Annotated in this window: 8 protein-coding genes and 1 pseudogene; 3 read left to right on the top strand and 6 right to left on the bottom strand. The window is 58.5% G+C overall.

Features of this window, described 5'->3' with window-relative positions:
* The first annotated feature begins 90 nt into the window (after window positions 1-90).
* The 3 genes and pseudogenes from XM38_RS19120 (at window position 91) to XM38_RS19110 (ending at window position 2,296) form a co-directional block, all read left to right on the top strand.
* The gene (locus XM38_RS19120; protein WP_080806828.1) at window positions 91-663 is read left to right on the top strand and encodes a hypothetical protein; all 573 of its coding nucleotides are present in this window, start codon (window positions 91-93) and stop codon (window positions 661-663) included.
* A 309-nt stretch (window positions 664-972) separates the two neighbouring features.
* Window positions 973-1,241 (top strand): annotated as a pseudogene (locus XM38_RS19115) (transposase); the annotation flags it as partial.
* A 62-nt stretch (window positions 1,242-1,303) separates the two neighbouring features.
* Window positions 1,304-2,296, top strand: a complete 993-nt coding sequence (locus XM38_RS19110; protein WP_080806823.1) for an ABC transporter ATP-binding protein — start codon at window positions 1,304-1,306, stop codon at window positions 2,294-2,296.
* A 190-nt stretch (window positions 2,297-2,486) separates the two neighbouring features.
* Here the strand turns inward: XM38_RS19110 and XM38_RS19105 are convergent, their stop codons facing one another.
* From XM38_RS19105 to XM38_RS19080, 6 genes are all read right to left on the bottom strand, one after another.
* Window positions 2,487-4,331, bottom strand: coding sequence for an eCIS core domain-containing protein (locus XM38_RS19105; protein ID WP_088430730.1), 1,845 nt, complete (start codon window positions 4,329-4,331; stop codon window positions 2,487-2,489).
* Window positions 4,332-4,340: 9 nt separating this feature from the next.
* Complete coding sequence (locus XM38_RS19100) at window positions 4,341-5,744, bottom strand: OmpA family protein (protein ID WP_187329472.1); 1,404 nt, start codon at window positions 5,742-5,744, stop codon at window positions 4,341-4,343.
* A gap of 164 nt (window positions 5,745-5,908) precedes the next feature.
* On the bottom strand, window positions 5,909-6,808 hold the full coding sequence (locus tag XM38_RS19095; protein WP_088430726.1) for a hypothetical protein: 900 nt from the start codon (window positions 6,806-6,808) through the stop codon (window positions 5,909-5,911).
* Complete coding sequence (locus XM38_RS19090) at window positions 6,780-9,461, bottom strand: carboxypeptidase-like regulatory domain-containing protein (protein WP_088430724.1); 2,682 nt, start codon at window positions 9,459-9,461, stop codon at window positions 6,780-6,782. The genes XM38_RS19095 and XM38_RS19090 overlap by 29 nt, the downstream gene beginning before the upstream one ends.
* Window positions 9,427-9,627 carry a DUF6519 domain-containing protein gene (locus tag XM38_RS19085; protein ID WP_080808405.1) on the bottom strand — a complete coding sequence of 67 codons (201 nt, stop codon included), beginning with the start codon at window positions 9,625-9,627 and terminating at the stop codon, window positions 9,427-9,429. The genes XM38_RS19090 and XM38_RS19085 overlap by 35 nt, the downstream gene beginning before the upstream one ends.
* Window positions 9,628-9,637: 10 nt before the next feature.
* On the bottom strand, window positions 9,638-12,040 hold the full coding sequence (locus tag XM38_RS19080; RefSeq protein ID WP_088430722.1) for a phage tail protein: 2,403 nt from the start codon (window positions 12,038-12,040) through the stop codon (window positions 9,638-9,640).
* Between the last annotated feature and the right edge of the window lies 1 nt (window position 12,041).

Raw genomic sequence — 12,041 nt, 5'->3', positions numbered from 1 at the left:
GATCGCAGAATACTTCATCCTCAGGACTGTCCAGAGGACATCAAAATGCGCCATACTAAGAGATATCCTGAGGACCGTCCAGAGGACACGATGAACGGTGCCAACATTGACAAAATCCCAGTTAGCCAGCTGCCTGATCGCTATCGACTGGCCAGAAGTGCTGTGTACACGCGCATGGACGCCCTGGGTATTAAGCCTCAGAAAGTTGGCAACCGCGCTTTTATCAATTCCGACCAGCTGCGTTTAATGGATGAGTTGCACCAGTTCCTGCAACGGGAGGGGGCCAGCACCGCTGAATTCCTAGAAATGCGAGGGTTATCAGCAGGCAATGGCATGACCGCCCCATCGTCCTCAGGTATGTCCTCAGGACTGTCTAGAGTGACCCCAGAGCTTGTCAGCCTGGTCTCCATGGTGGTGTCAGAACTGCTGGACCGTATGCAACTGACTCCCTCGCCACCCGAACGCCTGCGTAATTATCGAGAACTGGAAGACGCTGCCCGCCATGGCTGGTTACTCCGAACCTCAGACGTTGCCTACCTGCTAGAAATCCCAGAGGCCGAAGTGCAGCGTCAAGGGGACCGCTTCAAAGAAGCCGGATTCGTCTTCACCCGCATGGGCTATCGAGTCGACGGTGCTTTAGCCTGGCGGGTGACCAAAGCCTAGTTGGCTGGCGTGCTGCTGAAGGCTTACAATGAAAAGAGCCAGCGGCAACTGGCTCTAACGCGTTTACTTTTTGGTTACTTTAGCTTTAGTAGCTTTGGTGATGTTGGTGTTAGCACTGGCATCACCAATTATTTTGGCGATGGACTGTTAACCACTCTGGCCTATGTTCGCCAGCAGGAGCTTTGCCCACCAGTGGAGGCAGTCTCCTTGAGCCCTTCAGTCTTTCTATGGACACTCTAACATGTCCTAAGGACAATCCGCAGGACAATCCGCAGGACAATCATTGAAATTTCTCTAACATGAGTTAACGAGCAAGTATCCGCCGATGGTGCCTACGACAAACGCCGCTGCTATGAGGCGCTGCAGGAGTGGGAAGCCAAAGCCGGGATTCTGCCGCAGAAGACTGCCAAATTTTGGCAGCACGGTAATTGCAAAGCGCCCCCCATCCCCGCGATGAAAACCTGCGGGCGATTCGCCAACACGGACGCAGGGCGTGGAAACGACAGTCGCATTACCATCGCCGTTCGATTGCTGAAACCACCATGTTTCGCCTGAAAATGATCTTGGGTGGTAAAGTTTGTTATTCAAAACTCATTCCCATCCCCCAACACCCCATTACCCATCCACCTCTCTCCAGCTTATGTCCCCACTCACCCAACCCCCGCCAACCCCCGCGACTCCCCTGTTACAGGTGCGCGATCTCTGCAAAACCTTCCCCGTGGGCAAGCAGACCCATCTCCGTGCAGTGGATCACGTGTCCTTCGACATTCAACCAGGAGAAAGCCTGGGGCTGGTGGGAGAGTCGGGCTGTGGCAAGTCCACGTTGATTCGCCTGATTACCCGCCTGCTGGATGTCACGGCCGGGGAAATCCGATTCGAGGACATCATCCTCAGCACGGTGGCGGTGCGGCAGTTTCCTCAGAGCGCTTACCGGGCCGGGATTCAGTTGGTGTTCCAAGACCCCACCGACAGCCTCAATCCTCGCTTTACCGCCTATGACACCATCACAGAACCGATTCGGCGGCTGGGCCACCAGCAGGACAAGGGGCAATTGCAGCAGCGGGCAGCCGAATTGGCAGACCTGGTAGGCCTGCCCCAGGAGTTATTGAGCCGCTTTCCCCACCAACTCTCAGGGGGGCAGAAGGCACGGGTGGGCATCGCTCGCGCCATTGCCCTCAATCCCAAGCTGCTGGTGCTGGATGAGCCAACGTCGGCACTGGATGTCTCGGTGCAGGCGGTGATTCTACATCTGCTGGCGGACCTGAAGCGGCGGCTGGGCATGAGCTATCTATTCGTCTCCCATGATTTGAATGTGGTGCGGTTGTTGTGCGATCGCATCCTGGTTATGTACCTGGGCAAAATCATTGAAGCTGGTCCGGTGGAAGCCGTGTTCGATCACCCTCGCCACCCCTACACCGAGGCCCTGATTTCCGCCATCCCCAGCTTCGAAGCTAAACCCCACCCGATTCCCCTAACCGGTGAACCCCGCAGCCCGATTAACCCCGACCCCAGCGTATGCCGCCTCTATGGCCGCTGCCCCAAAGGTGAAGACCGCTGTCAGCAAGAGATGCCAGTGCTGCAAGCGCTAGATCCCAACCACTGGGCCGCCTGCCACTTCCCCAATCACGAATAAACAGACAAAATCAGCCGACAGCAGTTTTGCAGCTAGCGAGGTACGAAAGCTGCTGGAAAGTTGAGAACAATATTTTTAACCATAATTTAGAGTATTGATGTGAGGCCTTTCAGGAATTGGGCAATCTTGAATAGATATATCACCATCTCTCTGAAAGCTTACTCTGGTTCATGTCCAAGTAATCTGCAAATCACCTTTCACGTCGATTAATTTCGGCAAGAACATCGCGAGCTAAGTTGGGAGGCATGCCACTTCGGAAGCGAGAGCCGGCGGCCCCCAAAATATTCCTAAAAGCGCGCTGTTGGTCCTCAGAAAGTATGTCCCGATACCACTCTACAATTAGGTCGCGAACTCCCTCAGAAAGCATACCCGCGCTGAAACTACTCCCGGGAGGTCCAGCGGGTATATGCCTTAGAACCTCATAACTATTGGCGACAAAGCTCCAGTGTCTTGCCACGTCAGCCGATATTACACCGCGACCACCAGCCTGTAGAACCAACCCCCCGGGATTTTGCAACTCGTCGTAGAGTGCTTGCAGTTCGGCCATCAAGTGCTCGTTGCTCACTCGACGAGTCGGAGATTCAACCCGTCCTGTTTCTGACCCTACCAGCCGATCGATGTAGTCACGTACTGTCCCCTCAAAGACATGACCAAAGGGACCTCGAATTCCATGAGCTTCAGTTAATACGCCTAGGCGCTGATGCCTGCCAACCGCATTGCGGAATGCCTCGCCTGAAATGTTTCTACCCTGTTGTATTTGCCTCAGCAGATCCTGCCGTGAGGGTGGATGCAAGAAAGGAACTCCCTGCAGTGCGAGCCAATAGTGACCAAATAACTCATGGGCCAGAGAATTACTGGACAGTGCACCTCGCCCAGATCCCCGAGGCACGTAGAAAATTTTGTCGCGATTGGGGTCATTACTCGCTGTGATAGTCGGTTCATTCGGCGAAATTTGTCGGAGTAAAGACTCACGTACTAAGGTGATACCACTGCCCCCTAGGGAAATCAGAGAAATGTCTTGCTGTCGTGATTGTCTATTTTGGACTATCAAGGTAGGAAAGGTATCTGCCAAAGATACTGCCTTGATATCGATTTTGCCATTATCAACAATATCTTTGAATTTAGACCAGCGGAACGGATCTTCCGGATCGGTGTGCGAGACTTCATACCCTAATCGATCATCACCACTTACGAGAATGTGTCTCTGATCCGATCCAGGGAACAGTACGCCTTGCCCCAGAATATCTCTCTCAGCATCTCGATTAGCAACTTTTGCATCCCCTACTTCAAAGGTACGTCCCCTAACCTGGATTTGTCGTCGCTGAATCAACTGAGGTTGGATACCAGAACGTTGCTGTAGTGTATGAACTAGTTCATGGGCTAGGAGTAGACGACTATCAAAGCTCTCTGGTCGGTATTCACTTGAGCCAAAAGCAATGTGGCTACCTAACGTAAAAGCCCGGGCATGAATCGCCTTAGCCGCAGCGTGGGCATGGGATTCGTCATGAATACGCACACTCGAGAAATTTTGCCCAAATCGCGGCTCAAAATATGCCCGTTCAGCAGGCGATAATGGTCGACCACTCTGAGCGGTTACAGATGCAGCAAGATTTGTACTAGCTGTTGGTGCATTTATCTCTCGTTGCTTAAGTTGGATATCCTCATCTTCTTCCTCTTCCATAGCCTGTCGATATGCTGTTTGTATTCCTTCAGGTGGCAACTTTTCAGAATGAAATTGAGGAGGTTCTTGAGAATTCTGTGGAGATTTCTCAGACTCGCTATGGAGCACTTGCTGAGCAATTTGATCGGCTTCGCGTTCGTATTGATCCCCAGGGTCGCTGATTTGAAGTTTGGTTTGTATAGTATTCTTTGCTTGACAGCGAGGACAGCCGCCGCCGCAAGCACACCCCACTTTGGGTTGTATTAAGGGCAGACCCGTGGATGGGGAGGAGACCTGTCGGGCCTTTAGCGCTGGCTTCTGATGCCCTTGAGCCGAGTCTTTCGTGTTTGATAGCTTCGCCAATGCATGGGCCATGGTACTTTCTCAAAAGCGGCTAGGATCGAACCGATTGCCGCGCGGGCGGTTGCCGATGCGATCGCGTCCTAGACGTCCTGGCAACAGTACAATGTCGACGCGTTGGTTGAGTGACACCTCGGCGTAGCTGTCATCGATGCCTTGGGCAGCGACGGAGAGTTGATTGGCGGGTAGATTGGCCTGAACTAGCATCGCTTGCACGACCTCGGCCCGTTTTTCTGCCAGGGAGAGCGCCTCTTCTGGGGTCCCGTCTTCGCTGCTGGCATAGCCTTGCAGGGCAATCTGGCCGTTGGGGTTCTGGCGAATAAATTGCTGGGTCCGGCGGATGGCTAGTTTGAGCAGGCGTTCTCCATTCAGGCGGTCGTCGTCTTGGCGGAATTTGGTGGACCCAGTGGCGAACCAGAGGACAGAGCCATTCAAGGGCAGCTCCGTTGCACCAGGGGTGGTTGAAGCTGCGATCGCAATTTTAAATTCCTCCTCGCGGCTGGCATTGGGCCGCAGCTCCGACTGAGACGAAAACAGCTGGTTCCCGGCCTCATCAATGACGGTGACATAGAGATCGGGGCCGCGGTCTTCCGGGGCATCATGGCGGCTTTGAAAGTCGTAGGTGATGCGAAAGGTTCCCTTGGCATCGGTGATGGCGGAGCCCAGTTTGTCGTCAAAGCGGCGGTTATTGTCAATGGCGCTGACCTGGACCCCGGCAATGGCCTCACTGGTGTTGGCATCGACCACCTGACCTCGTACTACCCAAGCTTTGGCAGCAGGCGGTTCCACCGGTTTGCCGCCATCGACGGGGCTGAGATCGTCGCGCTGCAGCACGACTTCCAAGGTGAGGCGATCGCCCCCCTGGGGGAAGATGGCCTCGGGGCGCTGGTAGACTACTCTGCCCTGGGGGGTACACACCCCCAGAAACACCCCATCGGGGGCGGCTTCTGCCAGTTTGGCCAGGGTTTCCGGGGCAATGGTCAGGGCGTAGTACCCAGAGCCATCGGTCTCGGCCGTGCCCAAAAACCGCAGCGGTTGCCGTTGCTCATTGCCCAAGTACACTACCAGGCCAGCCATGCCCCGGTAGCGTCGATCCACTACTCGCCCCTGCACCAAGGCTGATTTTTCATCGACGTCGGGCTGACGAATAGTGGCAATTTCCAGCTCCACCGCCAGGTCATTGACGATGGCGGTGTTGCGCTGCAGGGTGGTGTTGATTTGCTGCACCCGGCTGTGGTCAGGGCCATATTTGTGCTGTAACCGCTGGGCTTCGGTTTGCAGTAGGGCGGTCATCGCCACTTGGGTGTCACGGGTTTGTTGTAACCCCTCCATCTGACCATCGGCGGCGGCAGCTAAGGCCTGTAGCAGCTCATGGCCGAGTTGGCTCAGGTCACTTTGGCGGGCATTGGCGCGGGGTGAGTTAAACATGGCAGGTTCTGCGGAGGACGGAGGGCGGAGGGCGGAGATGGAGTGATGGGGTGATGGGGTGATGGAGTGATGGGGGATGGGAATGGGTTTTGAGTTTTGAGTTTTGAGTTTTGAGTTTTGGGTTTTGAGTTTTGAGTTTTGAGTTTTGAATTCTGAATACGGCATTAATCATCGATGGGGGCAAAGGCCTGGGTGTCGTTGAAGCGGGGGCAGAAGGTGGTGTCGAGCACCTGGTTACCCCTTGCGATCGCATCGCGGCCTGGGGCCAGATTACTGGCAACCATGCAATGGCTGCCCTGATTCAGCGTGGTGGTATTCATCAGGGTACTCAAGGTGAACAGCGAAAAATGGAAGGCGGATTGGCTAGAGCGCAGGGGTTCTTTGAAGCGGCTATCGCTGGCTCGCAGGGTGGCGGCCAGCAGGCCAGTATTAATTAATGCCCCAATGTTATCGCCTAAAGGAAAGCCGGGGGACAGGGCTTCCGATTGGTTGCCGTCAAAGCCGAGATCATCGGCGCTCCACAGCAGTTGCGACAGCAGGCTTTGATGCTCTAGTCCCTGGCGAGTCTGATTACTATTAAAGAGGGTGAGGCCATTGGGCAGGCGAAAGAGAGTCTCGCGCTGGAAGTTGGGCCGGCGGCTGGCGATGTTATTAAAATCATTACTGGCGCTCGAACCAGGGCTGCCGATGAAGCTGCCGGCTTGGTTCAAGCCCCCCAGATTCAGCACCAGCACGCTGCCCACATAGCGCTCCAGCGGCGTGAGGCCAGAGCGTTCACTATTGAATTGGTTGTTGAGCAGGGTGACTGGCCCAAAAGCCAACAGGGTCAGGGCCCGACCGGCCGGCTGATCGACATTGTTATCTTGAATGCGAGCGGCGGGGCGGCGGTTCACCAGGGCAGCGGGATCGCGGTTTTCGGCCAAGAGAACGTTGAGAATTGAGAAGGCCGAGGCAAACGCAGCAATGCCGCTGCGCTGGCCGGGTTGCAGCGTTGCCGTGGCATTTGCGGTAACGGGGGCATTGTCGGCAACGGTGTTATGGGGTGATATCCACCTCTTCGCCATAGGTAATCCAGATGCCACAGGTGGGTTTGGTGTAGACGCCACCATTTTTCTCGATGCGGTTGCGGTGAATGGTCACGTCGGCACAGAGCCCCAGGGAAATGCCCCCGAGGCCGCGCTGGCCGATGAGGTCCCGCAGGGCCTGGGTGAGGGGGTTCTGAAAACATTGGAAGATATGGTTGTCCGTGATATCGAGCCCCAGGACGGGGTTGCCGAAGATCCGCAGCACCTGGGCATAGAATCCCAGCAGCCGCGAGAGTGTCTGATTGTTGCTAGCTAGGTCGTCAGGCACCTCAATGGTGGGCAGGCCAATGCCCGCAAGCCCCATAGTCGAGATGGTGTTGTGGTGAATGGACAGGTCGTAGAGAAAGGCAATCAGATCGCTCAGATCCAGGGATGAGCGCTCTAATTCAATCTGATAAAAGGTGCCGAATTCGCCCCGACTCTCGGGGGTAATGGCGGCGATTTGATAGCCTGGCGAGAGCACCGACACCTGGTAAGTGCCAGGGGTGGCCTCGATCAAGAAGGTGCCGGCGGTGTCTGTTAGGGCGGTGAGTCGGGTGCCATCACTGGGCTCAAACTGGAGAGTCAGGTTGGCTTGGGGGCTGCCGGCTAAGCGTACTCCCCCCCAGAGCTCGGGGCCATCATGGTTGATGGTGGGGGGTGTGGCGTCGCCCTCTAGGTCTAAGCCGGCCAGAAACTCGGCCAGGGAGGTGCCCAGGGCAATGCCATTACCGGCTCCGCCAGTAATCTGATTATCGAGAATGGCTACCCGCTCCGAACCACCGGCGATTTGAATCCCCCCTAGGGCATTGAAGGGATTACTGGGCAAAAACAGCAGGCTAATGGCCCAGATCTGGGCGATATAGGCGGTGAAAACCGGGATATTGCCATAAATCAGCTCTAACTGGGCACAGGGATCGGTGGGGTCTGGCACTGGCTCCTCCCCGGGTTGATCGACGGGGGGCAGGCTAGGGGCAGGGATGACGCCAATGTCGTTGGCGTCGATGCGGCTATCGTCGGCGGCGAGATAGATAGCCACCCCGGCTCCGGCCTTGTCGAGCATGCGGATCAGGTTGTGGTGGATGTGAATCCCCTGGCCCTGCTGTACCACAATGGCTTGCTGGCAGGCGATAACGCGATTGTGGCCGATGTCGATGTCTTGCAGGGAACCGGCTTCGCTGCCGTGCAGGGCCATGGCTACCCCGCCCAGGGTGACCAAATCCATATGCTCTAAAACAATGCACCGGCTGTCGACCACCTGAAAGATCGGGGCTTCCCGGTCGCGGGGCACCACCCGGGTGTGCTTGTCACAGCCCTTGATCTTGATATGGTGCCGATTGTCAAGCTGGGCATTGGTTTCGTGCAGCCCCGGTAACAGGCAAATCTCGCCCCCCGAGGCCGGTAGATGACGCAGGGCCTCCTCAATAGCATCAAAGTCACCGTGGCTGGAGCGACCATCGCCTACGGTGAACGTGCAGCATACCCGTTGGTTAGTCAGGGGGTTGAAAATCTCCCGGCAGTCTTCGATGTCGGCATTGTCAAAGCTGAGGGTTTGCGCCTCATTCCAGGTGAGCACCGCCAGGGGCACCCGCTGGTAGTGAATTCCTGCTGGGGGCTGGGCATCGATCAGGGTTTCGGGGTTGCCCACCTCCCCCGCCCGTACCGGGAAGGTCCAGTAGTCTCCAGGGCGGTAGTTGGCGGCGGCCGGAGCCTCAAACACCAGGCGAATGCCGTCCAGGAGTTCAACCGGCTCGTTGCCGGGCACGGGGGCGAGAAAATCGCCGATCTGCTCAATACCATTCCACAGCCGGAAGAAAACGGGGCTGTCACCGCTGGGAATGGTGCCAAATAACGGTGTATCGGCTAGTTCCAGCTCGTTATCGCTATTTAAGGTGGCCTGAGCCCCATAGGTGACCCGCCAGTGGCCCCGGCCCGGGGTGGCCGGTGACAGGGGGTCGTACTGGATGGCCTCTAAATAGAACTGATCGAGTCTGGCGGTGCTGATGGCTTGCAGGTTAGCGGTAATCATCACCCGCCGAGTGGCGGCATTAAACCGGCCCCGGCCCACCAAGCCGCCATTGAATTGGGACCATTTGAAGCTGGGGATGCCAGTATCGACCTGGGCAATTTCGATGCGGTAGAGCAAATGTTCGAAGCCGGTGTAGCCGCCACCAGCCACCACCGGGCAGTCGCCGTCGATCACCTCGGTAGGTTGCAGCGAGACCGTGAGTTTGCCTTGGCTGGCCAGGGGATCTTGCAAGGCGGTGGCGATGGTGCAGCAGGTTTCCCCCGGGCTGAGCCGGTAGAGCCGCAGGGCCATGGCCGTGTGCAGCCGCTCGCTGGTGTCGGGGCCACCCAGGGCCGGTTCAATCAGAGTGTCGGGTCGCTGAAAGCCGTTCAGGGCCTCGCGCCACACGTCTAGCACCACGGCGTCGCGCACCCCTACCTCAAGGCTGTCGACGGTGGCCCCTGGGGTTTGAATCGGGGGGGTTAGGTAAGTGGCCAGCCGCATGACAGGGTCACTGCCATTGAGGTGCACCAGGCGCCCATCGGCCCAGCCGTGCCCAGGCTGCAGGGTCAGAACCACCTGGCCAGCGTCGACGCTGGCGGCGGTGACCTTAAAGCCGTCGATGGCATTGGCGGGAATGGCCATCACCCCCCGGCCCCAGGACGGCTTGGCCAGTGGTGTCTTGCCAGTGGGTGGTGATCTGAGTCTGGGCCAGCCCATCGCGGTCGAGACGCACCCGGCCCTGTTGCTCTAGAACGCCACTGAAGTTGTCGTTGGGGTCAAAATACCAGTTGGAAAAGTCGCCTTTCATCGTGGTCTCCTCAGGTCACCGGAATTAATAGGGGGCTCACGCCCAGGGGCATAAATTCGCGGTAGCGAATCTGCAGATTTCGCCATTTATGGGCCTCTAGCAAAAATCCGAAGGCCCCCATGGCGTCGTCTCCGGGGCCGCGTTCGCGAATGCGAAAGTCGCTGCTGCGGGCCAGTTGACCGTAGGCGGGTTGGCCGCAGATCTCACTGATGAAGCGCAGCCGCGCCTCCGGGCCAGTGACACAGCCATGGTGCTGGGGCAATCGGTCCCCCTGGCCAGAGAAATAGCTGAACTTGAGGCAGCCGGTTTGGTTGTGCAATACCTCTAGGGCATGGACCCAGATGCCTCCCTGGCCGCGAATCTCATCTACCCGCATGCGGCCGAAAACGGTGAGGCCATTCACGACGGTAGGCGGCCCCCAGCGTCCCTCTGGTAGGGACCCCGGCCCGGCCACGGCAAAGCTGTCATCGGGGGCATCGCCCACTCCCTTGCCGGCATCGAGCAGGGCGTGGGTGAGAAAGAGGCGGTAGTCAGTGTCGATGGTTAAGGGGCCGCTGATGGTGCGCTGCAGGTGAATTTCGGGGGTTTGGTTGAAGGCGACCTCCTGGTCGGAGCCGGGGGGAAAGCCATAGAAATTGGCTAGTTCTAAGGCTGGGCGGATGGGGGCACGACTGCCGTCCAGTTGCTGGAAACCACCGGGATCCAGGATGCAGTCCACCAGTTCCAGGCTGTGCAGGGCGGCTCGGGCAATCAGGGGGTCCCCGGCGGGGAAGCCCGCTGCTCGGGTCAGATAGAGTCCTTCTAGGCGCACGGTGAGGCGGTCCATCACCGCATCCAACTGAGTTTGCACCTCGGGATCGGGATCGAAGACTCGGCTGGGGCGAAATCGCAACGGTTGGCTGAGGCGAATCAGGGGGCGCTGACCGCTGGCGGCCCGGATGATCAGGCTGCGGTTGAGGCGCAGGTTGAAGCCCCCGGCTTCGTCGAGGGGGGATGCAATGGCCCCTAAATCCAGCTCATGCACCATGCTGTCTCGAATCTCGATGACGATGGGGGCGGTGGCGGTCTGGATATCATGTAGGGCCGCCTGCAAGCCATTGGGGTCACTGTGAAAATTCACCGGACGCACCGCCACCGTCTCCCCTTGCCAGGTGTCCGGCAGCGGCTGGCGGGACAGCGGGTGGGCCCCCACTGGTCCCACCGCCCCATAGGTGTGGGTCAGCAGCAATCCCGTCTCCAGGGCGGCGGCCGCGGCGGCGGTCTCCACCCCGATCAGCAGGCGGCCAATCACCGGATCGACGGCGATCTCGTTATTCTGCAGGGGGCGAGCCAGGCCGGTTTCCCAGGCGCAGAGATTATCTCCTCGCAGGGTCCAGGCAGGCGGTGGCGGCGGCTCTGAGCGGGGCCAGGAGCGGTTGGTAAACTCGGGTTCGGGCAGATGCAGCTGCAGGCCCACCGCACCGATGTCGAGGCGGTCGACGGTGTCTAGATCGGGATTGCTGAGGCTGGCTGGGTCGTAGGTGTCCACCTGCACATAGGCCTCAGGGACCCCGGCGGCGGAGCCTTGGTTCAAGCGGGCTGGGGGGATGGGGCCAGGGGTCTGATCCAACTGCGATACCACCGGTGGCCTCTGGTTGGGGTCGAAGCGGCTGGTGTTAAACAGCCGCAGCGGCTGCCCCAGGGGATGGACATCCACTCGCAGGATAAAGCTGGCTCCGGTTCCGGCGGCGCTGTTGTCGATCACGTCCCGGATGACGGGGGGTGACACGGTGACCCGATAGGCCGCCAGCCGCCAGAGGAAAATGGCCAGGTTGGGCAGGTTGTAGCGCACCGCGTCGAGGCCGGGCGGTTTTACATCCACCGTGTGGCCGAAAGGATCGAAGGGGGTGTTGACCAGGCTGAGCATGGCGGCATCCCGCACCGGTACGGTGCCGCCGCGAATGGGAGTAAAGCGGCTGACCCCAGGCAGGCTATAGGGGGGGACACCGCCGGCATCGGGCCGTTGGTGGTTTAGGTGCTGGGTCCAGAGCAGATTTTCCCGTAGCTCCACCCCGTGGACGCCCCAGCCGCTGAGGTTGTAGGTCAACCATGCGATCGCATCCAAGGTGCCCTTACGTCGCCGTAGGGCAATGGTGTCGGCCACATCGGCGCGCAGGGTGCGGGCCTCCCCCTTGAGGTGGGTCGTGCCCAGTAAATCGGCGATGTAGGGAATCACCCACTCGTCGCAGGTGTCGATGAAGAAATCGTGATAGAGGGCCTCGATGTTGGCGTGGATCTCACCAAACACCGCTTCCACCACCGCCAAATAGTGCCGCAGCTGCCCCGGCGGCGATTGCTCGGCATCGCGTACGTGGTAAATCTGGGGCAGACGGTCGTACAGGGGCACCCGTTTCGGCTGGCTAGAGTGGGTCATC

Origin of the sequence: Halomicronema hongdechloris C2206, assembly GCF_002075285.3 — a bacterium.
Classification (GTDB): domain Bacteria; phylum Cyanobacteriota; class Cyanobacteriia; order Phormidesmidales; family Phormidesmidaceae; genus Halomicronema_B; species Halomicronema_B hongdechloris.
This window is presented reverse-complemented; position numbering and strand designations above follow the sequence as displayed.

Bases quoted from the DNA above. Each gene is read 5' to 3' on its own strand.
- XM38_RS19120 (WP_080806828.1), top strand. From the start codon at position 91: ATGAACGGTGCCAACATTGACAAAATCCCAGTTAGCCAGCTGCCTGAT.
- XM38_RS19110 (WP_080806823.1), top strand. From the start codon at position 1,304: ATGTCCCCACTCACCCAACCCCCGCCAACCCCCGCGACTCCCCTGTTA.
- XM38_RS19105 (WP_088430730.1), bottom strand. From the start codon at position 4,331: ATGGCCCATGCATTGGCGAAGCTATCAAACACGAAAGACTCGGCTCAA.
- XM38_RS19100 (WP_187329472.1), bottom strand. From the start codon at position 5,744: ATGTTTAACTCACCCCGCGCCAATGCCCGCCAAAGTGACCTGAGCCAA.
- XM38_RS19095 (WP_088430726.1), bottom strand. From the start codon at position 6,808: ATGGCGAAGAGGTGGATATCACCCCATAACACCGTTGCCGACAATGCC.
- XM38_RS19090 (WP_088430724.1), bottom strand. From the start codon at position 9,461: ATGGCCATTCCCGCCAATGCCATCGACGGCTTTAAGGTCACCGCCGCC.
- XM38_RS19085 (WP_080808405.1), bottom strand. From the start codon at position 9,627: ATGAAAGGCGACTTTTCCAACTGGTATTTTGACCCCAACGACAACTTC.
- XM38_RS19080 (WP_088430722.1), bottom strand. From the start codon at position 12,040: ATGACCCACTCTAGCCAGCCGAAACGGGTGCCCCTGTACGACCGTCTG.